This is a genomic window from Bacteroides faecichinchillae JCM 17102, assembly GCF_000614145.1.
In the GTDB taxonomy this organism is placed as follows: Bacteria; Bacteroidota; Bacteroidia; order Bacteroidales; family Bacteroidaceae; genus Bacteroides; species Bacteroides faecichinchillae.
Window position 1 is genome coordinate 96,658 of sequence record NZ_BAKK01000009.1, and the last position, 24,675, is coordinate 121,332.

A 24,675-nucleotide genomic window follows, 5' to 3' on the forward strand; every position below is an offset into this window, starting at 1 on the left:
ATTTAATGTATAAACTATCCGGTGATTTTGTTGAACTGTTCAAACAGCCATTTTTTCTGTTGTTCGATGGTCAGATTTGTATTATCCAATAATAACGCATCTTCTGCTTTACGTAACGGACTTACTTCACGATGTTGATCCATATAATCTCGTTGCTTGACGTTTTCCAGAATTTCATCAAAACTAGCTTTTTGTCCTTTGGCTTTCAACTCATCGTAGCGTCGTTGTGCACGGATTTCCGGTGAAGCTGTAACAAAGATTTTTAATTCGGCGTCAGGAAAAACAGTAGTACCAATATCACGTCCGTCCATTACGATACCTTTTTCTTTTCCCATAACTTGTTGCTGGGCAACCATTGCTTCGCGTACAAAGTCGAGGGCGCTGATTGGACTAACTTTTGATGAAACTTCCATTGAACGGATTTTGCTTTCTACATTTACTCCGTTGAGATGAGTATCCGGGCGTCCTGTTTCGGGGTTTAGTTTAAAGGAAATCCGAATATTTTTGATATCTTGTTTTAGTTTCTCTGTATCAATGGTATTTCCATTGAAGATTCCATTTTCTATACTATATAGAGTGACTGCACGATACATTGCACCGCTGTCAATGTAAATGTAACCCACTTCTTTAGCTAGATCTTTGGCCATCGTACTTTTTCCGCAAGAGGAAAATCCGTCAATTGCGATAGTTATCTTTTTCATCTTGATAAATTCTTCTAATTTAGTTCGCCAAAGATACAGGTAATTTTGAATAATAACCCAACAATTGCTTATAAAAGCATTAAAGTGGGACGCTTGAAAAATTAAAAAAGTTAAAAAGCTGGATAAAAAGATATCAAGAAAGGGATGGTTATTTGAAAATGTGCTATATTTGCCCAGAAACACTTTAAAAGACACTTTTTTTTTAATCAATTATATTAATTAAACTTATGGAAGTTAAAAAATCACCCAAAGCAGACTTGGAAGGCAAGAAGTCTACCTGGTTGCTCATCGGTTACGTGATCGTATTGGCTTTCATGTTCGTAGCGTTCGAATGGACTAAACGTGACGTGAAAATCGATGTCGCTCAAGTTGTAACTGAGGTCGTATTTGAGGAGGAAATTATTCCTATTACAGAAACCCCTCCAGAGCCGAACACTCCGCCACCCGCTGAGGCTCCGAAAGTTGCTGAAACGTTGGAAATCGTTGATGATAATTCAGATGTTGAAGAATCAACAGATATTCTTACCGAAGATAATCTCCCTACACAAACAAAGGCAAATGTAACGTATGTGCCTGTACAAGTTGTTGAAACAGAACCAGAGGAACAGACTATCTTTGAAGTTGTAGAACAAATGCCGGAATTCCCGGGTGGAACTGCTGCTTTGATGCAATATTTGAATAAAAACATTAAGTATCCGGTAATTGCACAGGAACAAGGTACTCAGGGCCGTGTTATTGTACAGTTTGTGGTGAATAAGGATGGTAGTATTGTAGATGCACAAGTTGTACGTAGTGTAGATCCATATTTGGATAAGGAAGCTATTCGTGTGATCAATACCATGCCAAAATGGACACCAGGTAAGCAGCGTGGTAAACCAGTTCGCGTTAAGTTTACTGTTCCTGTAGCGTTTAGATTGACATAATTATCCTATCATAAAATGAAGAGGCTGCCGAAAGCAGCCTCTTTTTATTCACTAATCTTTGTTACTATCATGTATACAGCTTCTCAATTGCTTGATAAAATAAATAATCGTATTTCTGAGATTCAATTCGTTCGGAGTCCGCAAGGACTTTATGAACCGGTAGAGTATGTTCTTTCTCTAGGGGGGAAGCGGATACGTCCGGTATTGATGTTGATGGCATATAATTTATATCGTGAGGATGTTTCTTCAATTTATGATCCGGCTACGGGGATCGAGGTATATCATAATTATACGCTGTTGCATGATGACGTAATGGATCGTGCGGATGTACGTAGAGGTAAACCTACTGTACATAAAGTCTGGAATGATAATAGTGCAATATTATCGGGAGATGCTATGTTGGTATTGGCTTATCAATATATGGCTGCTTCTACACCTTCGTATTTAAAAGAAGTAATGGACTTGTTTAGTCTGACTGCACTTGAAATTTGTGAAGGACAACAGTTAGATATGGAATTTGAATCGAGAAGTGATGTTACAGAAAGTGAGTATATAGAAATGATCCGGTTGAAAACGGCTGTATTGCTTGCTGCTAGTCTTAAAATTGGTGCTGTTTTGGCAGGGGCGCCTGCAGAAGATGCTACGAATTTATATAATTTTGGAATGCAGATGGGAGTCGCATTTCAATTACAGGATGATTTATTAGATGTATATGGGGATCCGGAAGTGTTCGGAAAAAAAATAGGTGGAGATATTCTTTGTAACAAGAAAACATATATGCTCATAAAAGCGTTGGAACGTGCTGACGCAAAACAGCGTAAAGAGTTGAAGCAATGGTTGGATGTTGAAGCTTATGAGCCTGATGAAAAAATTAAAGCGGTAACTACACTCTACAATGAACTTAATATTCGTGGTATATGTGAAAATAAAATGCGTGAATATTATACGCTTGCAATGAAAAGTTTGGAAGCGGTTGGAGTTACCGAAGAAAAGAAGAAAGAATTAAAAAATTTAGTGAAATTACTGATGTATCGTGAAATGTAATTGAGTTTTAAGAGATGCCTTATAGACGATTACCAAATACCGATCAAGCTAGAGTTCGGGCGCTGAAAGCAGCGGTCAGGAAGGGCGATGTATATAATGTACGTGATTTGGCTATTACTTTGAAAACTTTATTTGATGCTCGTAATTTTCTGCAGAAATTTGAAGCTGCTCAGAATTATTATATGCAATGTTATGAGAATCAGTCTAGAGCTAGTCGTAAACATCGGGGAAATGTGAAAGTGGCACGATTGTATATTTCTCATTTTATTCAAGTACTAAATTTGGCTGTGCTTCGTGATGAAATAAAAGTGGGACATAAACGATTATACGAGTTGCCTGAGACAAATGTTGTACCGGACTTGCTGAGTGAAGTTGCATTGGTGGAGTGGGGACGAAAAATTATTGATGGTGAACAACGAAGAGTATCTCAGGGAGGTATACCTATTTATAATCCGACTATTGCTCGTGTTAAAGTACATTATGATATCTTTTTAGATAGTTATGAACGTCAAAAAGCTTATCAGGCATTGACTAATCGTAGCTTAGAGGAACTTGCTTCTATGAGGGATCGTGCCGATGAACTGATTCTTGATATATGGAATCAGGTAGAAAATAAATTTCAGGAAGTAATGCCTAATGAAGACCGTTTGGAGAAATGCCGAGATTATGGTTTAGTGTATTATTACCGTTCTGGTGAAAAAATAAAGTTAGAAAAAAACGATTGAATATGTTGATAGATACTCATTCCCATCTTTTTTTAGAGGAGTTCTCCAAAGATTTACCACAAGTGATGGAACGTGCTCGACAAGCCGGTGTTTCATCTATATTTATGCCTAATATTGATAGCACAACTATTAAACCTATGTTGTCTGTTTGTGCTGATTATCCGGACTTTTGTTTTCCTATGATCGGATTACATCCAACCTCAGTGAATGAGTCGTATGGAGAGGAGTTGGCGGTTGTTCATAAATATCTCTCAGCTCCTAATAATTTTATAGCGATAGGAGAGATAGGACTCGATTTGTATTGGGATAAAACGTTTCTAAAAGAACAGTTGTTAGTCTTTGAAAATCAGATTAAATGGGCACTTGAATATGACTTACCTATCGTAATTCATGCTCGAGATGCTTACGAATATATATATAAGGTAATGGAACCATATAAAGATACTGTTTTAAGAGGTGTTTTTCATAGTTTTACCGGCACATTGGAGGAGGCTGAGAAATGTTTGGAATTCGAAAAATTTATGTTAGGTATTAATGGAGTAGTTACTTTTAAGAAGTCATTGTTAGCAGGAATTTTATCGTCTTCTGTTCCGTTAGAACGCTTGGTACTTGAGACTGATTCTCCTTATCTGACGCCAGTTCCGAATCGTGGAAAACGAAATGAAAGTGCGAATATAAAAGATACTCTTTTTAAAGTAGCAGAAATTTATCAGGTAAGTCCGGAACGCGTTTCACAGGTCACTTCGGAAAACGCATTAAAAGTGTTTGGATTCTCCAAATAAGGTCAGAAAGGTTTTAAATTTTATTAATTTGCAGTATTTATTCGAGATAAAAAAGGGATAATGCTTCATGAAAAGAAAAAAAAGGATACATTTGTAGCTGAAAATTCGAAAAAACCGTAGGGAGAGATGCTCGAGTGGTTGAAGAGGCACGCCTGGAAAGCGTGTATACGCCAAAAGTGTATCGGGGGTTCGAATCCCCCTCTCTCCGCAGGATGAAAAAGAACGTAAAGTAAATACAATAAATAATAATTAATTAATTAATCTTAAAAATTAGACACACAATGAAAAAGTTATTTGCAATTGTTGCTGTGATTGGGGCCTTGGCATTCGGCTCAACTCAACTTGCTCAGGCTCAAGATGCTCCTGCGGCAGAACAAACTGAACAACAGGCTGCTCCAGCTGCTGCACCAGCCGCTACTCAAGCTGCTGCTCCTGCTGCAGAAGAAACAGGTCTCCACAAGGAAATCAAAATCAAGTTTATTGAAGGTACTGCATCCTTCATGAGTTTGGTAGCTATTGCTTTGGTAATTGGTTTGGCTTTCTGTATCGAACGTATCATTTATCTGAGCTTGGCTGAAATTAACACAAAGAAGTTTATGGCATCTATTGAAGCTGCTTTGGAAAAAGGTGACGTTGAAGCTGCTAAAGACATCGCACGTAACACTAGAGGTCCAGTTGCTTCTATTTATTATCAAGGTTTGATGAGAATCGACCAAGGTATTGACGTTGTTGAGAAGTCTGTTGTATCTTATGGAGGTGTACAAGCCGGTTATCTTGAAAAAGGATGTTCATGGATCACATTGTTTATCGCAATGGCTCCGTCACTCGGATTCTTGGGTACTGTAATCGGTATGGTGCAGGCATTTGATAAAATTCAAATTGTAGGTGATATTTCTCCGACGGTTGTAGCAGGTGGTATGAAAGTAGCTTTGATTACAACTATCTTTGGTTTGATCGTTGCTTTGATTCTTCAGGTATTCTACAATTACGTACTTTCTAAAATTGAGGCTCTTACAAGTGAAATGGAAGATTCTTCTATCTCTTTACTTGATATGGTTATCAAATATAATTTGAAATACAAAAAATAATTCAAGATGAGTAAACTTACATATAAAGCATCGTATTATGCATTGTATGCGATGTTTGCCGTTATCCTAATCGTTATGGTGCTATTCTTCTTAGGAGGAAGCGCAACAGGCGATGCGGCGATTCCGGGGATAGATCCCGAAATGTGGCAACCGGCTCAAACAGATGCTTTACTTTATTTAATGTATGCTTTGTTTGGTATAGCTATTGCAGCTACTGTAGTTGCTGCAGTATTCCAATTTGGTGCAGCTTTGAAAGATAATCCGGCTAATGCTGTTAGGTCTTTGCTTGGATTAGTACTTATGGTTGTTATTCTATTTGTAACTTGGGCTATAGGAGATGGAACTCCAATGAATATCCGTGGTTATGAAGGTGCAGACAACGTTACTTTCTGGCTGAAGATAACTGATATGTTCCTTTATACTATTTACATTCTTTTGTTTGTAACAATTGTTGCAATCATTGCAAGTGGCATAAAGAAAAAAATATCATAATCAATTGATAAGCTCAATTTAATAAAGTAATTAAAATGGCTAGAGGAAAAAGAAAAGTTCCTGATATTAACTCCAGTTCTACGGCGGATATAGCTTTCTTATTGCTTATCTTCTTCTTGATTACTACATCAATGGACACGGACCAAGGTTTAGCAAGACTTTTGCCGCCTCCCCCTGATGAAGAAAATAGGGAAACTGATAAAATTAAAGAACGCAATATTTTACAGGTATATCTAAACAAGAATGATGAATTGATGTGCGATGGTGATTATATTGCTGTTGGAGAACTAAGAGCTAAAGCCAAAGAATTTATAGCTAATTATAATAATGAAGCAAATAAACCAGAGAAAACACAAAAGAATGTGGAATTCTTAGGTACGACTCTTGTTAATGATAAGCATGTAATTTCTTTGCAGAATGACCGTGGGTCTTCATATCAGGCGTATATAAGTGTGCAGAACGAATTAGTTGCTGCATACAATGAATTGAGAGATGAATTAGCTAAAGAAAAATGGCAGAGACCATATGCGGAACTGAATGATAAACAACAGAAAGCTATTCGTGAAGTTTATCCGCAGAGAATTTCTGAGGCAGAACCTAAAAAATACGGAGAAAAGAAGTAAGTATGGGAAAATTTAATAAGACTGGTAAACGTGAGATGCCGGCATTGAATACTTCTTCGTTGCCTGACCTTATCTTTACCTTGTTGTTCTTCTTTATGATTGTAACAACAATGCGTGAGGTTACATTGAAGGTTCAGATAAGCCTTCCCGTAGGTACTGAACTTGAGAAATTGGAGAAGAAGTCGCTGGTAACATTCATTTATATAGGTGAACCTTCTGCAGAATATCGTGGAAAAATGGGTACTGAAAGTCGTATTCAATTAAATGATAGCTATGCTGAGGTAGATCAAATAGGAGATTTTGTCTTCCAGGAACGTTCGAATATGAATGAAAGTGATCGGGGTAAAATGACAGTATCTCTGAAAGTAGATGAAAAGACTAAGATGGGTATTGTTACCGATGTGAAAAATGCTCTTAGAAAAGCTTCTGCTTTGAAAATTAACTATTCTTCAAAGAAAAAAGATAATAAATAGTTGGTTTTGATATATAAAAGATAAAGGGTATCCCAAAATGGATACCCTTTTCTTTTTGGATTTCTTTGAAATGAGGTTGATTTTAAATATAGCTTTATATTCTTATAGGTAGGATATTTTTATATGAAGATGGGAAACTCTCATTTATTATAAAGGTATGAGAAATTTAGACTTGCTCCGAATGGTATGATTTCTGAGACAGGCTGGTTTTCTGTTCGTTCTTTTAGTTTTTAGCATTATAGCTATATTGCTATTTTTTAACTTTATAAACTTCAGTATAGAGTTTTTGTTTTACTTCTTCAAAGTCTTTTTTTGCATCTAATGCACCATGTACCATAAGGTACATTGGAAGATAATTATCTCCAGGTTTATACGGAGGTTGGTAATAATCATTTTCCCATAATGTAAACCCATGACGTTGATAGAAGTTTATACGCCGTTTAGCCATTTCTTCTACTGGGCGTTCAACTTCTAAGACGATGGGAAGTTTTAGGTGGTCACATAAATATTCTAAAGTACGTTTTCCATAACCACCATTACGTAGGGCTGGGTTAGTTGCAAAATGCTCTACGTAATAGAAGTGTTCAAAATCCCAGTATGTAATGAATCCAATAGGTAGTTCATCATCAAAAATGATGTTATTATGAAAGTTTCCTGTTCGGTCAGTGAATTCACGTAACTCTTCCAATTGCCGGTATTCTTCTGCAGGAAAAGAGTCTATTAGAAGTTCTTCCATAAATTTGTAATGTTGAATGTCCGATGTATTAATCGCTTGAAGTCTGATCATAAAGTCTGTTTTTGGGGTTAAACAATATATTCTTTTTTGAGTTTGTCTGTATAGTGTAACAATTAAGGGACATAAAAGTCGATAACTCGGCGAATAGCACGTTGGCAGACAGGACAAAATTCCGGATATTCATTTGTCTTCATCCGGCAATTGAAGGCTGGACGATAGATACCTTTGGCAGAATATCCGCCACCTTCATATATGCCAACTAGGTATTTTTCTTTTTGAGAAACAGGAGTTGGGATTGGAATATTAGAAGGGAGCATGTCTTTCCATTTCGACGAGAAGTCTACACGTGTAGTAATATTCTGTTCCCATGGTTCTACATTTAAGGGATAGGTATCTGTCATGACATCGTCCTCGTAGAAATATTCGTCAGCCAATCCTCCAAAGCTATGTCCGAATTCATGTACTACAACAGGTTTGAACATAGGATGGTGTGCAGTAGTCAGTGTGTATGAGTTATAAATACCTCCTCCACCATATACATCGGTATTGGCAAGTATGATGATGTGTTCATATGGAATACCAGCCAATACATTGTGAATTGACTTCACTCGACTAGTTGTTAAGTAACGATTCGAGTAGAAAGTGTCGAAATGAGATTGTACAGCTGTATGTTTCCATGTATTTTCACGAGGGACGCTAACTCCGCTATCTATTGAAGGACTGGCTACTGCTACAATATTAAACTTATTTTTTGTTGAACGGAACGGTTCATGTGAAAATAGACTTTCACAAGCTTTTTCAGCATCCTGATAGAATGTATCCATTTCTTTATCCGTATATCCTTCAGCGAGAATAGCAACATCTATACAATCTTTTTCATTTCCGCTCTGAAGTAAATATCGATGTGGAGTAATGTGTGATGTTCCTCTTTTATGGATTAGAATATCGTCAGGACGAACAATGTGTTTGAAGTTAGTCATTACTTCTTTGCGTGGGTTTAATAAAATAATTTCAACTTCTACAGGGTGTTTAGGGTAGGGAAGGAGGAAACTATTCTCGAATCCTTTGGTTATTTCTTTAGCTTCATCGGTTGATAACCATTCTTGAAATAAAGAAGAAAAAGAGGTTTTATAGATACATTGTTTAGTAGATAGATCTTTTATGGTAATTTGCCCGTTACCTTCTAATGGAAGTTCAGACAAATGATGACGGCGACCTGCCCATGTAGGAAGTTCAGATAGTTCATCCAAAACAATGGATTGTTGTTTAACATCTCCGGTAAAGAGATAATCTACCCGAAGTGTTTTATTCAGGAAATGATCGGAAAAATTCTGTCCATAGCTTCCTGCTGTAATTAGTAAGAAAAGGAGTATGCAGTAAAAGGGTTTCATATAAATAGTGTATTTATGTTTTAGACAAAGGTACAAACATTTGATGACTTATCCGATATTTGGAAATAAAAGTAATAATTCATAGTATTTGTTGTGGGAAAATCGCTAACTTTGCATAAAAGATTCACTGATTAAAACAATTTGATTTAATATGGGACATCATCAATTAGATGCTTTAGATGAGCAGATTCTGAAACTGATAGCAGCAAATGCACGTATTCCTTTTCTGGAAGTGGCGAGAGCATGCGATGTTTCTGGTGCGGCGATTCACCAGCGCATCCAGAAATTGACTAATTTAGGAATATTGAAAGGATCTGAATATGTAATTGATCCTGAGAAAATCGGATACGAGACTTGTGCTTATATTGGTATATATCTGAAAGACCCTGAATCATTTGATTCGGTAACGAAAGCTTTGGAGGCTATTCCGGAAGTAGTGGAGTGTCATTTTACTACTGGTAAATATGATATGTTTATCAAAATTTATGCTAAGAATAATCACCATTTGCTGAGTATTATTCATGATAAATTGCAGCCGTTAGGTTTGGCACGTACAGAAACTTTAATTTCCTTCCACGAAGCTATCAAACGTCAAATGCCGATTATGGTAGATGTAGACGAAGAATAATTGGGAACTTCAAATTATTTTCTAACATAATTGACAAAAGCATACGGGCAGAGATGTTTTTCATCCGCAAGATGAACTTCTCTGCTTTTTTCATGCCATATTGTTGGCGATACTTCCGGAAAAAAAGCATCTGCTTGTGGTGCGATACTGTCTATTTCTGTCAAACAGAGTTCATCAGCCAAGGGAAGCGCTTGATGATAAATACTTGCTCCTCCTATGATAAATATATGTTCATTCTCCTGACAGCTTTTTAAAGCAGAATCGAGAGATGCAAATACTTCTGCACCCGAACATTGTAAATCCGGATTAGAAGATAATACGATGTTTCTTCGATTGGGAAGTGCACCTTTGGGAAGTGATTCAAAAGTTTTTCGTCCCATGATAATCGTATTTCCTGTGGTTAATGTCTTGAAACGTTTCAGATCGTTTGGCAACCAAAATAATAACTTGTTTTCGAAACCGATTGCCATATGACTGTCTACAGCGGCAATAATAGATATTCTACTCATAATTTATACAGCTACTACTCCGGCAATATGTGGATGTGGATCATAATTAACTAATTCGAAATCTTCAAACTTAAAATCGAAGATACTCTTCACGTCTGGATTTATTTTTATTTGTGGTAACGGACGTGGATTACGACTTAATTGTAATTTAACCTGTTCCAGATGATTCAGGTAAATATGAGAGTCTCCGAGAGTATGGACAAAATCTCCAGCTTTAAGTCCAGTAACTTGTGCCATCATTTGTAATAATAAAGCATATGATGCAATATTAAAAGGTACTCCGAGGAATATATCAGCACTGCGTTGATAAAGTTGCAAACTTAAACGTCCGTTGGCTACATAAAACTGGAAGAAAGCATGACAAGGAGGTAGATTCATGTTATTCAGGTCAGCTACGTTCCAGGCACTTACTATGATTCGGCGTGAATCCGGATTGTGTTTGATTGTTTCGACTGCTTCGCTAATTTGGTCGATGAATCCGCCGTTGTAGTCAGGCCATGAACGCCATTGATATCCGTAAATATGACCTAAATCGCCATTTTCGTCTGCCCATTCATTCCAGATACGTACACCATGTTCTTGCAAATATTTCACATTAGTGTCACCCTGTAGAAACCAAAGCAATTCATAGATGATTGATTTCAGGTGTAATTTTTTGGTGGTCAGACATGGAAAACCTTCATCAAGGTTAAAACGCATTTGATGACCAAATACGCTGATTGTTCCTGTGCCAGTACGGTCACTTTTTTCAGTACCTTCAGTCAATACACGGTTGAGTAGATCTAAATATTGTTTCATTGTCCTATGATTATCACTATTTGATAGATGTTGCAAAGGTAACGAAATGAATGAAGAATGAAGAATGAAGAATGAAGAATTTACTGTGTATCATGTACTGTATAGTAATTCTTCATTTTTCTTAGAGAAATGGAGTGAATAGATTTGCAAACCACCCTACAAATTTTTTCCATGGAGAACGTTTCTTCCAGAACTCAGGTGTTAGTTTAGTACAATGTTCTATGTCATTGTGGAACATATCATTCAATTCTCCTGTAATTTTTTGATCAAATATGAACGCATTTGTTTCATAATCGTATCTCAGGCTGCGGCTGTTTAAATTAGCTGTACCGACTGTACAAAACAGATCGTCTACCATCATGATTTTAGAATGATGAAATCCGCCATTGTACATATATACAGTTGCTCCCCTTTTCATCAGTCTATGTAGCTTATATAATGCAGCATCAGGGGTGAATGGGATATCAGAGGCAGATGATACCATAATAGTAACATCTACCCCCCGATCAATTGTTTTTTGCAATGCTTTTTTGATGGAAGAAGTCGGAACGAAATAAGGATTGACAATATGCACATTCTTTTGGGCCGAATAAATAGACATGGCATAGGCATGGCTTAGCATGCGACTATTTTTCTTCGGGGTACGATCTACAATGGCAATAACAATGTCAGTACTGTCAGTAACTTTCTTATGCTTTGGGAAGTAAGCATCTCCACCGATATTTTGTTTTGTTTCCTTATTCCAGATAGTGAGAAAGATTTCTTGAAGATCGTTAACTGCATCTCCTTCAATACGCATATGCATATCACGCCAGGTGCCGATTTTAGGAAGTCCATTGATATAATAATCTGCAATGTTCATTCCTCCTGTGTATGCAACCTTTCCATCGATGACAGCAATTTTCCTATGATCTCGATGTGCAGCATGATTAATATATGGAAAAGTAAACGGATCAAATTTGACAATCTCTATTCCCTGTTCACGAATCCTTTTAAGATGTTTCTTTTTTAGTGGTTTATTGTTTGACCAATTTCCAAAGGCGTCAAACATAGCTCTCACTTCCACTCCCTCTTTTACTTTATCGGCTAACAGATTAAACAATGCGGTAGCAATGGAATCATTACGGAAGTTGAAGTATTCTAAATGAATATGATGTTTCGCTTCTCGGATGGTTTCAAATAGGTCTATAAACTTTTCATGTCCACTTTTCAGAAGTTTCACCTTATTATTGTTAGAAATTGGAAGACCTGCTTCTGAAAAAAAACGAAGAACAAGGGAATCACTTGTCAATTTGACCGAATCCCTATGTTGCATCTTTAGGCTATCGACAATATCAGCCTGTGCATGGAGCAAAGATAAGAACAGAAATAAAATAAATATACGTAGCTTCAAAACTCTCTTTTCTCTTTTAGTTTACAGAGGAACAAAGATAGTATATCTATATTTTGGGCTATTTGAAGTAAAGGGGAAATTTATTATGTTTTAACATATCTCTTACATTTAAGCATTGTTTGGAAACTTCCTTATGTCAATGAGCAGATCTTCTTCATACCTAAATACAGCAATACAATTGCTATGATTATAAGAGATTTTTGGTCTATGTTAGCAATTGCTTCTTGCATATTTCTCAAAGTTGCTTCCACTCCACCTAACCATACAAAAAGTATAGTTCCGATGATTACAATAAGGGCTGTCCGAATACGTACAAGCCAATTGCTTTGGCTAGGCAAATGATGCATAACACGTTGGCTGAATCCGTTATCAGCTATTTCCTGTTTGTTTTCAGCAAAGAAATCATGCAAAAGTTTATCATTATCTATTTCTTCCATAACCATTTTGTTTTAAAAATACAGCTAATTTTTCTTTTCCACGTGACAGATGGCTTTTGACGGTACCTGTCGGAATTTCCATAATACTTGCTATCTTATCGATATTTACATCCTCCATATAAAATAGGGTGATACAAGTGCGTTCCATTTCTTTAAGTGTTTTGAGTGCCTGATAAATATCCATTTTCTGCCCAATGTTTTCTTGTATGGTACAATGGATAGTGTCTACTTCTCCCGTATTCAGATCAGCCGTCTCTTTATGGCTGCGAAAATAATCGTAAAATACATTATAAGCAATCCGATACAACCACGTAGAGAAACTAGACAGATTTTGGAAAGAAGCAAGATTAGTATATGCTCTGATAAATGTATCTTGTGCCAAATCATCGCTCAAATTATTATCTCCGCAAGTTAAGTGCAGAAAAAACACCGGATAGGCGACTGATATTTTTGCACCAATTGGTCAAAGGCCTTGGTGTTTTTTAATACCACAACCTGTGCGACTAGTGAGATTTCGTTGAGCTGGTTCATTTGTTTTCTGAGTTCTTTTTTTGCTGTTTATATCCGATAATCCACTGACCAACACCCATAAACATAACGAGTAGTCCGATGGCTCCGATACTAAATTTACCAGTGAGCGCCCAGAGAAAGATGAATATGCCGATTCCGGTGAAAGTGTTTCTAATACCTTGTGTCTGCTGGTCAGTTGTCTTTTTTTCTTTGATAAGATTATCAGGTAGAGGTTGTCCTGCTGCTAATGCTTGTTCGGCAAGATGATAACGTGCTTTCCTGTTTTTATAGCGAAAGAAAAAGATAATAAACAATATAAAAACTGGACATGCAAATACGACAATTGTACTAATGATAGAGGCTATAATACCTTTTTCAATGGCATCATTAAGTTCGAAAGGAAGTGAAATGTTTCCATTCGAATTTTGAATTAGTAAAGTCTGTGCGCTAATATTATTCTTCGCAGCATTTAGCGCAGTTGTAGTGCTGTTTATTAGAAAATCTTGAGCATATATTGAGGTGCACAAGGATAATACAGCAAAGAGGGCAATGATAAATTGTTTCATATGGTTATTTATTATTTGTTTCTTTATTTCTTTATTGGTTAGACGTAGTTAATATCTGAGAAAGTTGCAAAGAGAAGAAATATTTTTGATATTTGCAGGAGTTAATAAATGAAAAATGAATTTACCTGCCTCTTTTGTCGATTATACACGTGCCTTATTGGGCAATGAAGAATATGAAAAGTTTGCTGTTGCTTTACAACAGGATCCTCCCGTCAGTATCCGTATAAATAATAGAAAATGGATGATGAATCATGATGATTATTCATTGAAAAAAGTGCTTTGGGCTTCTGAAGGATATTATCTTGATGAACGTTTGACTTTTACATTTGATCCGTTATTTCATGCAGGATGCTATTATGTGCAAGAGGCATCTTCTATGTTTGTGGAACAGATACTTCGGCAATACGCCAAAGAACCTGTAATCATGTTGGACCTTTGTGCAGCTCCCGGTGGGAAATCCACACATCTTCGGAGTATACTTCCAGAAGGTAGTCTGTTGGTGGCAAATGAAGTGATTCGGAATCGTTCGCAAATTCTGGCAGAGAATCTGACGAAATGGGGACATCCGGATGTGATAGTAACTAATAATGATCCATCAGATTATTTACGGTTACCCTCATTTTTTGATATTATTCTGACTGATGTTCCTTGTTCCGGTGAAGGAATGTTCCGAAAAGATCCGGTAGCTATTGAAGAATGGAGTCTGGAGAATGTCGAAATCTGTTGGCAGCGTCAGCGACGAATTATTTCGGATATTTGGGCTTCTTTGAAGCCAGGCGGGATTCTTATATATAGCACATGTACCTATAACACAAAAGAGGATGAAGAAAATGTTCATTGGATACGCGAAGAGTTCGGGGCAGAGCTATTATCATTAGATATACCGGCTGAATGGAATATAACCGGAGATCTTCTGGGAGGAGAAAAATTACCAGTTTACCATTTTCTGCCTCATAAGACGAAAGGAGAAGGATTCTTTTTGGCTGCTTTGCGTAAAACGAGGTCAGATGGTGAGTCTATCCTTAATCATGATATTGTTAAGAGTAAAAATCAGAAAAAGAAAGATAAAAGAGGAGGAACTCCTTCTTCTTTTCTCATATCTAGGGAAAATCTCAAAATAGCTGAAAACTGGTTGAGAAAAGATATCTTGGATAAGTATGTCCTAACTACGGAAGATACTACAATTTGTGCATTTTCTCGACAATATCAGAATGAACTTGCTGTTTTGAAGCAGAATCTTCGTGTTATTCAGGCGGGAACTACTGTTGGAGAAGTAAAAGGTAAAGATTTAATTCCAGCTCATGCGTTGGCAATGAGTACTTCTATACTCCGTCAAGGAGTTTTTGTTACCGAAGAGGTTACTTATGAACAAGCCATTTTTTATTTGAGAAAAGAGGCTATTACTTTATCAGTAACAGCCCCTCGTGGTTATATTTTACTTACTTACCGGAATATTCCTTTAGGATTTGTGAAGAATATTGGTAATCGTGCTAATAATCTATATCCCCAAGAGTGGCGTATCCGTAGTGGATACTTGCCGGAAGAGATAAAAACGTTATAGATTACTTTTGTAAATTCGTGCCATTGCCTTCTGATATTGATTTTCTAACTGGAGATAATTCAGGTGGCTTTGGTACAGTACCGATACTTCGACAAAATACTCGATCATGCTGATTTGACCTCCGGTTAATGCCTGTTTCAATAGTTTAAGATCTTGTTGTGATTGGAATGTTTTCTGATATTCTTCCATTGAGGTATGTAGAGATTTAGCTTCTCTATAGAGTTGTGTTAATTCAGATTCCACCTGAAAAGTAGCATCTTGCTTTTGTAAATCGATATTCAATGCTTGGGCTTTGGCTACTTTCACTTTGTTCCGGTTTTCAAAAAGTGGGAAGGATAAGCTACTACTACTCCATTAAAGGGAGCTCCTGTTTCAGTATTCCGACGATATCCTAATTCCAATTTGGGTAACCATTGTGATTTATTGACCGAGATTTGTTTGTGGGCAACCAAGCTTTCATTGCCTATAGCCATTAGGGTGCGATCAGAAGCCATAACTTCCGATTTGAGAATTTGATAATCAGCGGGGAGAGGTGCTGTTGGGTATTTGGTTTCTTCGAAAACCACTGGAATATTACCATTCAGGGCGTTTAGTTCCTGTAATCTGTTACGTAACGTTGTCTCATTTAAAGATGCTTCTGTACGGACATTCAGTAATTCCAGATTTATCTTGTTCGTTTCAAGTGCATTCGCATCCCCTGTTTGCAGACGTTTGGCGTACATCTTGGATAATTCTTCCGCATTACGAAGCCGTTCTTCCAGAATTTGTTTTTGTTGGCGTAACATGATGATATCCAAACATATCTCTTTAGCTTGTAATAGCATATCCTGTCGAAAAATATCTGCTTGACTATCGAATGCTTCTGATTTCAGGCGATTCAGTTTATTACGTGTTATGTATAGACTTGGAAAGTCAAAACTTTGTGAGATTACGAGTTCACCGATTGTTTCGCTTTTGTCTTTTGCTCCCCACAGGTGAGCATACGACAATGTTGGGTCAGCAAGATTATTCTCTGTTTTAGCTTCCAGTTTTTGAGAAGCGATAAGTTGTGCGTTTGCCTGTAACCCTTTATTGTTAGTTTCAATATTACGCAATACTTGATCGATTCCGTTTTGAGCTTGAACTCCACTCGTTAAGATAAGGAGTACAAAGCTTATGATAATGATTCGTTTCATATTTTTCTTTTCATTAATTCGTTCTATTGATTTCTTAATTTGTTCAATAGGATGATAATAAGTTTTTCTTATTAAGGATCGATTTCCATCCTTTTACTTAACCGATGGAGTATGAGAATTATCTTTCCGGTGCATCATCAAATAAACAATCGGAACGATGAAACCGTTTAAGAAAGTCGAAGTTAATAATCCACCCAAAATAACTTTGGCCATCGGACTTTGAATTTCATTACCCGGAAGATCGCCTCCCAAGGCCAATGGAATCAAAGCTAAAGCTGAAGATAATGCTGTCATCAAAATAGGATTCAAACGATCTAGTGAACCTCGAATCACACTTTCGTATACTCCCAAACCTTCTTCTTTTTGTAGATGGTTGTAATGGCTGATGAGTAGCATTCCATTACGTGTTGCAATACCGAATAGTGAAATGAACCCGATAATGGCAGGAATACTAACCTCACCTGTAGTAATAATCAGTGCAAATACACCACCGATCAATGCAAGGGGCAAGTTTAGTAAGATGACTCCGGATTCTTTGACACTGCGGAACTCATGATAAAGTAACAGGAAAATTACGGCAATACTAATGAAAGAAGTCAATGCCAGCGTCCGGCTTGCAGCTTGTTCACTTTCAAACTGGCCACCATATTCGATGTGGTATCCTTCAGGTAGTTGAATGGAAGTATCAATCTGTTTCTGGATATCATTAACTACGCTGCGAAGATCACGATCAGCGACATTGGCAGAAATCACTATTTTACGTTTTACATTTTCACGGTTGATAGTATTCGGCCCCATAGCAGATATGACATCAGCTACATAGTTTAAAGGCACTTTTTTTCCATCACTTGTATCTACCATCAGATTACGTATTTTTTCCATCTCGTCACGAGCATTATCTTTCACTTTTACGATAAGGTCGAAACTCTTTCCCTGTTCGTATACTTGAGAAATTACTTTTCCGGCAAGTGCTACATTTACGTATTCTGAGAATTCTGGTAATGTGATACCGTATTTGGCTAATACCTCTCGTTTGGGTTGAATCTTTAACTGTGGACGTTCTATTTGTTGTTCTACATTGAGGTCGGCAATACCAGGAATATCGCTGATTACATTTTTTATTTGATTGCCGAGTGAGAACATTTTATTCAGATCGTCACCAAATAACTTAATGGCAATATTTGCCTTAGTTCCTGATAACATTGCATCAATACGGTGACTAATCGGTTGTCCGATTTCGATATTAGCACCAGTCAAAGAATTTAATTTTTCACGTACTTCAGCTACCATTTCACTTCGAGAGCGATCTTTCAATTCAAATGGTGCTTCGATTTCTGATACGTTCACGCCAAGTGCATGTTCGTCCAATTCAGCACGTCCCGTTTTACGGGCAACCGTTTGAATTTCCGGTATGCTTAACAATAATTCTTCAGCACGATGCCCCATTTTGTCACTTTCCTCCAGTGAAATACCAGGTAAAGAACTGATATTGATTGTAAATGAACCTTCGTTGAAAGAAGGAAGGAAACTGCGCCCAAGTGTGAAAAACATTCCTAGAGCGACCAGGAAGAGAACAATTGTACTTCCTAATGTGATCTGCTTGTGCTTTAGCACCCATGTTAATACTTTTTCATAAACACCTTTCATCCAGTGGGCTACAAAAGATTCTTTCAGCTCCTTATTTGTCTTTTTGCTGCCTAAGAGATACGAGCAAAGTACCGGAGTCAGTGTCAAGGCAACCACAGTAGAAGCAAATAATGCTACAATGAAGGCAACCCCCAGTGGAACCAACATACGACCTTCCATTCCACTAAGGAAGAATAACGGAACGAAACTTACTACAATAATAAGAGTTGAGTTCAGAATAGGCATACGTACTTCTTTGGAAGCATTAAATACCACTTCAAGAGTACTAAGCCGTTCCGCTTCTGGTTTCTGTCGGTTTTCTCGCAGGCGTTTGTAAACGTTTTCCACATCGACGATAGCATCGTCTACCAGTGAACCGATTGCAATAGCCATACCTCCCAAACTCATAGTATTGATCGTCATTCCCATATAATGTAATGTCAGGATAGAAACGAGAAGAGAGAGTGGCAGTGTCACTAATGAAATAACAGTTGTACGTACATTTGCTAGGAATAGGAACAATACAATGACAACAAAAATACCTCCTTCAAAAAGCGATTTCTTCACGTTTCCAATTGAGCTTTCGATGAATCGGCTTTGACGGAAAATATCTGTCGATACCTTTACATCAGGAGGTAAGTTCTTTTGTAAGTCCTTCAGCGAAGTTTCCAATTTGTCTGTTAACTCCAATGTACTGGTGGCAGGCTGTTTAGTTACAGTCATTAGTACAGCTGATTTGCCACGTTCCGAAGCTGTTCCTAATTTCGGAACTTTCGGACCAATAACTACATCAGCAATACTCTCTAAAGTAACAGGGAAACCATTTACTGTTTTTACTACTGCTTTTCCCAATTGTTCTGTTTGGGTTGTTGAAAGTACTCCACGTACGATATACTCATTACCGAATTCATAAAGTACTCCACCATTAGCGTTCAGATTCATATCCTGGGTTACGGTCATTACTTCACCCATGGAGATTCCGTAGTGCCGCATTCGTTCAGGATCAAGTTGTATTTGATACTCTTTGATGTCTCCACCCAATACGGCTACCTGTGCCACACCTCCTGTAGACAAAAGTCTTGGACGAATTGTCCAATCGGCAATTGTACGTAGATCGAGCATGGAAGTTGAATCGGCAGTCAGACCGATAATCAACATTTCCCCTAAGATGGAAGATTGCGGACCAAGAGTTGGTTTACCAACATTGGCCGGAAGAGATTCGCTGACTACTGCTAATTTTTCACTTACAATCTGACGTGCCAGATAAATGTCTGTTCCCCAGTCAAATTCTACCCAGACTACGGAGAAACCATTAGTAGAAGATGAGCGTACGCGGCGAACACCAGTAGCTCCGTTTACAGCTGTTTCAACAGGGAAAGTAACGAGTTGTTCCACTTCCTCGGCTGCCATACCATTAGCTTCGGTCATGATGACCACCGTTGGTGCATTAAGGTCGGGGAATACGTCTACTTCCGTATTCATGGCGGTATATGTTCCTGCAATGAGCAGAAGGATAGCCGCACAGAGCACAACCAGACGATTATGCAGGGAGTAATGTATTATTTTATTTAGCATATTGTATAAACTTCACCTTACTATAGAAGGGGAAGGATGATTTTATTAATTAATGATTATGATTTAATCTCTTATTGATTGGTAGAATCAAATACAATTACTTTTAATGCTCATGACTATGAGCTGGTATTGCATTACTTGCACTTGCCAGGCGTACTTGATAAGCTCCTTCAGTTACTACACGGTCACCTGCTTTCACTCCGGTCAGGATTTGTACACTTTTGCCATTGTCGGCTCCTAAAGTAACTTCCTGTTTTTTATAGCCCTCTTCGTCCAACTGCAGATAAACGAAAAATATTCCTTGTTCTTCGGTGAGTGCCGTACGAGGAACAGAAATAACATTTTCCATTGGAGAGGAAAGCAAGAACACTTCAATAAATGCTCCGGGAATGATATCCCCTTTGTTGTCAAATTCGAAAGTAACAGGCACATAGTATGAATTGTCTCCTGAAGCTTTGCCAAAGGAAAGGAGTTTTCCGTCTAACTCTTGTAACTCATATACTTGGTTATTGTAAGGAGTCTGGAAATTGGCAGAAGTGATAGTACGCAAATACGGATAATATTTCTCTGAGACTTCTGCACGAAGGAAGAGGCGACGGTTTTGCGTTACACTTACCAAAGGCTGTCCGATCGTTACATAATCCCCTTCTTTCACTAAAATACTCTTCACATATCCGGAAATAGGTGAAGGTATATTCTGGCCCCCAGCTGAATGATTTTTAGCTAATGCTTCATAACTAATACGGGCATTTTCATAGTTCTGCTTTGCTTGTGCAAATTCTTTGTCTGATACAATCTTGTTTTTGATCAGTTCTTTCATACGTTTGTATTCCTTTTTGGACACTTCGTATGCGATACGTGCCCGTTGAACCGGATCACCATCTGCTATATTGCTGGAAGAGATAGTAACCAATGGTTTTCCCTGACCAACAGCCATACCTTCCGTTACTTTTCCATGGAATGAAACCACTCCGGCAACAGTAGCTACAGCAACAGATTCGTCTCCTTGAGCAGCTAATACTTGTCCGCTGGTTTTGATAACTTGTTGGAAGGGAGTTGGTTCAATAATATTTGATTTGACTCCGGCAGCGTCTGCTTTTGCTTTTGGAAGAATGATTTCGTCACCATGTCCTTCGGCAGCTTCACTGTGCTCGTGTTCGTCAGTGGTTTCGTTGTGATTGTGGTCTCCACTACATTCACCTTCATGATTATGTGCTTCCGCTTCGTGATCGTGTCCTTCTGTTTCATGGTTATGTGTAGTGGCTTCGTGGTCATGTCCTTCATGACTTCTACTGTTGCATGAACCCAAGGCGAACAACCCTAGGATTCCTATAAAAATAAGTTTCTTCATAAATGTAATTTTCCTACTAAAATTCTGTTTTTACTCTCCGCAAAGATAATTTAAAAGGGTATGCAACTTAATTGCATACTGTTAGATTACGCAAAAACAGAACAGGGAGGGGCACGAAGAGAGAAGGTACGAGGTATATTCGTACCGTGCAAAGATTCCCGGAAGTCATAATTATTTCTGGCTCGTTTTTCCAACGGTCGAAGTAAGTGTTCGATAATATCATCCGTGAATAAGGTAGCAATCAGAATATAATCCGGTCCGCTATGAGATTGTAAGGATGGAGTAGGAGACTGGAAATGTGTCATGCATTCGCTATGACAGCAAGAATCGTTTTCGGGGTGATGATGGTGATTCATGGGACATTGTTGCTCGATTGGCAAGTCCTGCTTCATGCAAATCATCCCATCGGAATGATGATGATGGGGAAAAACGGCTACTATCAACATGATAATGTTGATAAAAAGCAGCAGCGTTACTATGAATTTCTTCTTCCCTTTCATCCTTTTATTGAAGACTTTATGAGTTTTTATCTATTTAAACTAATTTCAGCAAATATACAAATATATTTTTTTTCAGAACAGGTAGACGATAACTTTTTATTATTTATTATTTCTTTTCCAGTTCTTGCAATGAAGCCATTTTCTTCTTTTCAAGGAATTCGTAGATACCGCACAAGTGTTCTGTCACCTTCTTATGTCCAAATTCATAAACCTTCGTAACTAGTCCGTCCAAGAAGTCACGATCGTGTGAGACGACAATCAGAGTACCGTCATAATCGGCTAAAGCTTGTTTTAGAATATCTTTTGTCTTCATGTCCAAATGATTGGTTGGCTCATCCAGAATCAACAGATTAACAGGTTCCAGCAACAACTTAATCATGCAAGACGGGTACGTTCTCCTCCCGAAAGAACTTTTACTTTCTTCATCGACTCTTCCGGTCCGCCGAACATGAAAGCTCCCAATAGATCACGTATCTTATTTCGGATATCGCCTTTTGCTACATCATCAATCGTTTGGAATACAGTGAGATTCTCATCCATTAGTGAAGCTTGATTTTGAGCAAAATATCCAATTTGAACATTGTGTCCAAGTGTTAGGGTACCATCATGATCAATTTCTTTCATGATACATTTCACAAGTGTAGATTTACCTTCACCATTTTTTCCGACAAAAGCCACTTTATCACCGCGTTCAATAGTAAGAGAGGCGTTCTTGAATACCACATGGTTGCCGTATGATTTCCCAACTTCTTCCATGATGACCGGATAATTCCCGGAACGGGGAGAAGGAGGGAATTTCAGGCGCAGAGCGGAAGTATCTTCTTCGTCTACTTCAAGTAGTTCCAACTTCTCTAACATTTTGACACGACTTTGTACTTGCAGAGTTTTAGAATATGTTCCTTTGAAGCGTTCGATGAACTCTTTTGTTTCAGTAATAAATTTCTGTTGTTCATCGTAAGCTTTTTGTTGCTGTTCACGACGTTCTTTGCGTAGTTGCAGATATTGAGAGTAGTTTACTTTATAGTCATAGATACGTCCCATGGTTACCTCAATGGTACGAGTCGTGATGTTGTCTACAAATTTACGGTCGTGGCTGATAACGATTACAGCTTTTCCGTTGTTAATTAGAAAATCTTCCAGCCATTGAATGGATTCGATATCGAGATGATTGGTCGGTTCATCAAGTAACAGTACGTCCGGCTTTTGTAGTAATAGTTTGGCAAGTTCGATACGCATACGCCACCCACCACTAAAATCACTCGTCTGACGATTGAAGTCTTCGCGGGCAAACCCAAGGCCAAGCAATGCTTTTTCTACATCTTCTTCGTAATTAGTCGCATCAATAGAATAAAACTTTTCGCTCAAAGCAGACACTTCTTCGATGAGAGCCATGTAACTGTCACTTTCGTAATCGGTACGTGTTTCGAGTTCTTTATTCAGTTTCTCTATTTGATCTTCCATTTCGTGCAAATGTGCGAAAGCTTGTGCAGTTTCTTCGAATACAGTCCGTCCGTCTTCTGTCATCAAATGCTGTGGAAGATAAGCTATTACACTATCTTTGGGAGTTGAAACTTTTCCGCGTGTCGGTGGTCTTACTCCTGACAAAATTTTGAGCAAAGTGCTTTTTCCCGCTCCGTTTTTTCCCATCAGGGCGATTCGGTCTTTTTCGTTAATGACAAAAGAGATATCGCTAAATAAGGTGGTGCCGCCAAATTCTACGGCTAGTCCGTCTATAGAAATCATATAATTCTTAAATTTTGAGGCGCAAAGATAGCGAAATATATCAATCTTTTTTATAACTTGCGGGCTGAAATGAATTATCAAAGTGAAATATAAAATTAAAACAATATATAAACACTATGGAAAGTGAACAAATAAAAGAGTTCAGACCCTCATTTTAGTGGCAGAGGACGATGATAGCAACTTTAAGTTAATTAAAGCAATTATAGGTAAGAAATGTGATATACAGTGGGCTAAGAATGGAGAAGAAATAGTAGGACTTTTCAAACAATATCGTCATGAGGCAAAAGCTATTTTGATGGATATCAAGATGCCGGTGATGAATGGACTGGAGGCTACCAAGATTATTCGTGAAGAAGATAAAGAAATCCCTATCATTATGCAGACTGCGTATGCTTTCAGTTCGGACAGAGAGAATGCAATGAATGCAGGGGCTAGTGAAGTTCTGGTCAAACCTATTACATTAGGTGTTCTTCGTAATGCGTTGAGTGGATATTTCCCGGCATTACAATGGTAAGATATAATTAGTTTTTTTCCTGTATATACAGGAAAGAAATACTATGAAAATATAGAGAAGATACTACAACTATCAATTTATTATTGAGAGCCGTAGTATCTTTTTTCGTTTCTCATCATATTTATATGAGATAACTGTCTTGCATTGCTGTTTATACCATATAATATAAATAGGAAAATAGTATAAAGTTACTCCCGGTTCTCGGTATGTACCGATATTCGGGGGTAGTAATCTAGGTTTAGTTATTAATCTGTGGAGCACTCCAAGTCTCGTCTGCATCCCAACCAGTGCGTCGGAAACCTGTTACAGTGTAAGTTTTTCCATTCAATGTATATTTTACTTCGATACCATCAGATTTTCCATTCGTAGGTGTAGTTACACTTTTCAATGTCAGTATACCGGAATTTACAGTGAACGTTCCGTTTACAGTTGCTCCGTCTGCCTCCATGTTACCAGCTGTACCGCTGAAAGTGAGATCTTTCACATTGCAATTAATTTTTCCTAATATGCCGGTACTGAATAACTCATCACTTGGTAGCTTGATCCATAATTTGTCTTTATCGTTATCTGTCGTATTATACAGATACATATATGTACCGAATACATCAGTCTTTTGTCCATCCGAATCTGTAATAGTGTGCATTACAATCTCTTTTCCAGCTTCATCAATCACTTTTACATAATACTGTCCGCTCAGCGGATAAACAGGTGAGAACTCCTGTTCATAGTCTCCATACGTGTCGCATGAGATTAATCCAACCATAGCGAATATCAAGAAAAATAAATATTTAATAGGTTTCATAGATATATC

Annotated in this window: 21 protein-coding genes, 1 tRNA gene and 5 pseudogenes; 12 read left to right on the forward strand and 15 right to left on the reverse strand. The window is 37.7% G+C overall.

What is annotated here, in order from left to right; all coding sequences use genetic code 11:
- Nucleotides 1-14 precede the first annotated feature (14 nt).
- The gene (cmk, locus tag JCM17102_RS06795; RefSeq protein ID WP_025074525.1) at nt 15-701 is read right to left on the reverse strand and encodes a (d)CMP kinase; all 687 of its coding nucleotides are present in this window, start codon (nt 699-701) and stop codon (nt 15-17) included.
- Nucleotides 702-928: 227 nt separating this feature from the next.
- On the opposite strand from cmk, the gene JCM17102_RS06800 reads away from it, so the two are divergent.
- The 9 genes from JCM17102_RS06800 (at nt 929) to JCM17102_RS06840 (ending at nt 6,851) form a co-directional block, all read left to right on the forward strand.
- On the forward strand, nt 929-1,624 hold the full coding sequence (locus JCM17102_RS06800) for an energy transducer TonB (protein ID WP_025074526.1): 696 nt from the start codon (nt 929-931) through the stop codon (nt 1,622-1,624).
- Between the two features lie 69 nt (nt 1,625-1,693).
- Nucleotides 1,694-2,668 (forward strand): polyprenyl synthetase family protein, encoded by a 975-nt coding sequence (locus JCM17102_RS06805; RefSeq protein ID WP_025074527.1) that lies wholly within the window; start codon nt 1,694-1,696, stop codon nt 2,666-2,668.
- A 14-nt stretch (nt 2,669-2,682) separates the two neighbouring features.
- Complete coding sequence (locus JCM17102_RS06810) at nt 2,683-3,393, forward strand: hypothetical protein (RefSeq protein ID WP_025074528.1); 711 nt, start codon at nt 2,683-2,685, stop codon at nt 3,391-3,393.
- 2 nt (nt 3,394-3,395) lie between these two features.
- Complete coding sequence (locus JCM17102_RS06815; RefSeq protein ID WP_025074529.1) at nt 3,396-4,175, forward strand: TatD family hydrolase; 780 nt, start codon at nt 3,396-3,398, stop codon at nt 4,173-4,175.
- Nucleotides 4,176-4,295: 120 nt separating this feature from the next.
- Nucleotides 4,296-4,383, forward strand: a tRNA-Ser gene (locus tag JCM17102_RS06820).
- Nucleotides 4,384-4,456: 73 nt separating this feature from the next.
- Nucleotides 4,457-5,263, forward strand: a complete 807-nt coding sequence (locus JCM17102_RS06825; protein WP_025074530.1) for a MotA/TolQ/ExbB proton channel family protein — start codon at nt 4,457-4,459, stop codon at nt 5,261-5,263.
- A gap of 6 nt (nt 5,264-5,269) precedes the next feature.
- A complete protein-coding gene (locus JCM17102_RS06830) occupies nt 5,270-5,755 on the forward strand; it encodes a hypothetical protein (RefSeq protein ID WP_025074531.1) in 486 nt (161 codons plus the stop codon).
- A gap of 35 nt (nt 5,756-5,790) precedes the next feature.
- On the forward strand, nt 5,791-6,378 hold the full coding sequence (locus JCM17102_RS06835; RefSeq protein WP_025074532.1) for an ExbD/TolR family protein: 588 nt from the start codon (nt 5,791-5,793) through the stop codon (nt 6,376-6,378).
- A 2-nt stretch (nt 6,379-6,380) separates the two neighbouring features.
- On the forward strand, nt 6,381-6,851 hold the full coding sequence (locus JCM17102_RS06840) for an ExbD/TolR family protein (RefSeq protein ID WP_025074533.1): 471 nt from the start codon (nt 6,381-6,383) through the stop codon (nt 6,849-6,851).
- A 250-nt stretch (nt 6,852-7,101) separates the two neighbouring features.
- On the opposite strand, the gene JCM17102_RS06845 is transcribed toward JCM17102_RS06840, so the two are convergent.
- Nucleotides 7,102-7,638, reverse strand: coding sequence for a GNAT family N-acetyltransferase (locus tag JCM17102_RS06845; protein ID WP_025074534.1), 537 nt, complete (start codon nt 7,636-7,638; stop codon nt 7,102-7,104).
- Nucleotides 7,639-7,700: 62 nt separating this feature from the next.
- Nucleotides 7,701-8,978 (reverse strand): IgA Peptidase M64, encoded by a 1,278-nt coding sequence (locus tag JCM17102_RS06850; protein ID WP_025074535.1) that lies wholly within the window; start codon nt 8,976-8,978, stop codon nt 7,701-7,703.
- Nucleotides 8,979-9,129: 151 nt separating this feature from the next.
- Between JCM17102_RS06850 and JCM17102_RS06855 the strand changes: the two genes are divergently transcribed.
- A complete protein-coding gene (locus JCM17102_RS06855; RefSeq protein WP_025074536.1) occupies nt 9,130-9,606 on the forward strand; it encodes an Lrp/AsnC family transcriptional regulator in 477 nt (158 codons plus the stop codon).
- 14 nt (nt 9,607-9,620) lie between these two features.
- Here JCM17102_RS06855 and JCM17102_RS06860 read toward each other — a convergent pair whose 3' ends face one another.
- The 6 genes and pseudogenes from JCM17102_RS06860 to JCM17102_RS06885 all read right to left on the reverse strand — a co-directional run.
- Complete coding sequence (locus JCM17102_RS06860; RefSeq protein WP_025074537.1) at nt 9,621-10,115, reverse strand: dihydrofolate reductase; 495 nt, start codon at nt 10,113-10,115, stop codon at nt 9,621-9,623.
- A 3-nt stretch (nt 10,116-10,118) separates the two neighbouring features.
- The gene (locus tag JCM17102_RS06865; RefSeq protein WP_025074538.1) at nt 10,119-10,913 is read right to left on the reverse strand and encodes a thymidylate synthase; all 795 of its coding nucleotides are present in this window, start codon (nt 10,911-10,913) and stop codon (nt 10,119-10,121) included.
- A 121-nt stretch (nt 10,914-11,034) separates the two neighbouring features.
- Complete coding sequence (cls, locus tag JCM17102_RS06870; protein ID WP_025074539.1) at nt 11,035-12,306, reverse strand: cardiolipin synthase; 1,272 nt, start codon at nt 12,304-12,306, stop codon at nt 11,035-11,037.
- 131 nt (nt 12,307-12,437) lie between these two features.
- Complete coding sequence (locus tag JCM17102_RS06875; protein WP_025074540.1) at nt 12,438-12,743, reverse strand: DUF5056 domain-containing protein; 306 nt, start codon at nt 12,741-12,743, stop codon at nt 12,438-12,440.
- Nucleotides 12,727-13,274: pseudogene (locus JCM17102_RS26535) on the reverse strand (RNA polymerase sigma factor). The gene JCM17102_RS06875 and the pseudogene JCM17102_RS26535 overlap by 17 nt, the downstream one beginning before the upstream one ends.
- Before the next feature lie 20 nt (nt 13,275-13,294).
- Nucleotides 13,295-13,819 (reverse strand): annotated as a pseudogene (locus JCM17102_RS06885) (DUF6249 domain-containing protein); the annotation flags it as partial.
- A gap of 115 nt (nt 13,820-13,934) precedes the next feature.
- Between JCM17102_RS06885 and JCM17102_RS06890 the strand changes: the two are divergent.
- Entirely contained in the window at nt 13,935-15,380 is a 1,446-nt protein-coding gene (locus JCM17102_RS06890; RefSeq protein WP_025074542.1) for a methyltransferase RsmF C-terminal domain-like protein, read from the forward strand.
- On the opposite strand, the pseudogene JCM17102_RS26540 reads toward JCM17102_RS06890, so the two are convergent.
- The 5 genes and pseudogenes from JCM17102_RS26540 to JCM17102_RS26545 form a co-directional block, all read right to left on the reverse strand.
- A pseudogene (locus JCM17102_RS26540) lies at nt 15,375-16,555 on the reverse strand (TolC family protein). The gene JCM17102_RS06890 and the pseudogene JCM17102_RS26540 sit on opposite strands and share 6 nt — an antisense overlap.
- 93 nt (nt 16,556-16,648) lie before the next feature.
- Nucleotides 16,649-19,756, reverse strand: coding sequence for an efflux RND transporter permease subunit (locus tag JCM17102_RS06900; RefSeq protein WP_025074543.1), 3,108 nt, complete (start codon nt 19,754-19,756; stop codon nt 16,649-16,651).
- 103 nt (nt 19,757-19,859) lie between these two features.
- Nucleotides 19,860-21,107 carry an efflux RND transporter periplasmic adaptor subunit gene (locus tag JCM17102_RS06905; protein ID WP_025074544.1) on the reverse strand — a complete coding sequence of 416 codons (1,248 nt, stop codon included), beginning with the start codon at nt 21,105-21,107 and terminating at the stop codon, nt 19,860-19,862.
- Nucleotides 21,108-21,193: 86 nt separating this feature from the next.
- Nucleotides 21,194-21,607: a DUF6769 family protein gene (locus tag JCM17102_RS06910; RefSeq protein WP_025074545.1), complete on the reverse strand. Its 414-nt coding sequence runs from the start codon at nt 21,605-21,607 to the stop codon at nt 21,194-21,196.
- A 106-nt stretch (nt 21,608-21,713) separates the two neighbouring features.
- A pseudogene (locus tag JCM17102_RS26545) lies at nt 21,714-23,350 on the reverse strand (ABC-F family ATP-binding cassette domain-containing protein).
- 116 nt (nt 23,351-23,466) lie between these two features.
- On the opposite strand from JCM17102_RS26545, the pseudogene JCM17102_RS06920 reads away from it, so the two are divergent.
- A pseudogene (locus JCM17102_RS06920) lies at nt 23,467-23,864 on the forward strand (response regulator).
- 238 nt (nt 23,865-24,102) lie between these two features.
- Here the strand turns inward: JCM17102_RS06920 and JCM17102_RS06925 are convergent.
- Nucleotides 24,103-24,666, reverse strand: coding sequence for a lipid-binding protein (locus JCM17102_RS06925; RefSeq protein ID WP_025074547.1), 564 nt, complete (start codon nt 24,664-24,666; stop codon nt 24,103-24,105).
- Between the last annotated feature and the right edge of the window lie 9 nt (nt 24,667-24,675).

Coding starts and splice junctions, on each gene's coding strand:
- cmk (WP_025074525.1), bottom strand. CDS start 701: ATGAAAAAGATAACTATCGCAATTGACGGATTTTCCTCTTGCGGAAAA.
- JCM17102_RS06800 (WP_025074526.1), top strand. CDS start 929: ATGGAAGTTAAAAAATCACCCAAAGCAGACTTGGAAGGCAAGAAGTCT.
- JCM17102_RS06805 (WP_025074527.1), top strand. CDS start 1,694: ATGTATACAGCTTCTCAATTGCTTGATAAAATAAATAATCGTATTTCT.
- JCM17102_RS06810 (WP_025074528.1), top strand. CDS start 2,683: ATGCCTTATAGACGATTACCAAATACCGATCAAGCTAGAGTTCGGGCG.
- JCM17102_RS06815 (WP_025074529.1), top strand. CDS start 3,396: ATGTTGATAGATACTCATTCCCATCTTTTTTTAGAGGAGTTCTCCAAA.
- JCM17102_RS06825 (WP_025074530.1), top strand. CDS start 4,457: ATGAAAAAGTTATTTGCAATTGTTGCTGTGATTGGGGCCTTGGCATTC.
- JCM17102_RS06830 (WP_025074531.1), top strand. CDS start 5,270: ATGAGTAAACTTACATATAAAGCATCGTATTATGCATTGTATGCGATG.
- JCM17102_RS06835 (WP_025074532.1), top strand. CDS start 5,791: ATGGCTAGAGGAAAAAGAAAAGTTCCTGATATTAACTCCAGTTCTACG.
- JCM17102_RS06840 (WP_025074533.1), top strand. CDS start 6,381: ATGGGAAAATTTAATAAGACTGGTAAACGTGAGATGCCGGCATTGAAT.
- JCM17102_RS06845 (WP_025074534.1), bottom strand. CDS start 7,638: ATGATCAGACTTCAAGCGATTAATACATCGGACATTCAACATTACAAA.
- JCM17102_RS06850 (WP_025074535.1), bottom strand. CDS start 8,978: ATGAAACCCTTTTACTGCATACTCCTTTTCTTACTAATTACAGCAGGA.
- JCM17102_RS06855 (WP_025074536.1), top strand. CDS start 9,130: ATGGGACATCATCAATTAGATGCTTTAGATGAGCAGATTCTGAAACTG.
- JCM17102_RS06860 (WP_025074537.1), bottom strand. CDS start 10,115: ATGAGTAGAATATCTATTATTGCCGCTGTAGACAGTCATATGGCAATC.
- JCM17102_RS06865 (WP_025074538.1), bottom strand. CDS start 10,913: ATGAAACAATATTTAGATCTACTCAACCGTGTATTGACTGAAGGTACT.
- JCM17102_RS06875 (WP_025074540.1), bottom strand. CDS start 12,743: ATGGAAGAAATAGATAATGATAAACTTTTGCATGATTTCTTTGCTGAA.
- JCM17102_RS06890 (WP_025074542.1), top strand. CDS start 13,935: ATGAATTTACCTGCCTCTTTTGTCGATTATACACGTGCCTTATTGGGC.
- JCM17102_RS06900 (WP_025074543.1), bottom strand. CDS start 19,756: ATGCTAAATAAAATAATACATTACTCCCTGCATAATCGTCTGGTTGTG.
- JCM17102_RS06905 (WP_025074544.1), bottom strand. CDS start 21,107: ATGAAGAAACTTATTTTTATAGGAATCCTAGGGTTGTTCGCCTTGGGT.
- JCM17102_RS06910 (WP_025074545.1), bottom strand. CDS start 21,607: ATGAAAGGGAAGAAGAAATTCATAGTAACGCTGCTGCTTTTTATCAAC.
- JCM17102_RS06925 (WP_025074547.1), bottom strand. CDS start 24,666: ATGAAACCTATTAAATATTTATTTTTCTTGATATTCGCTATGGTTGGA.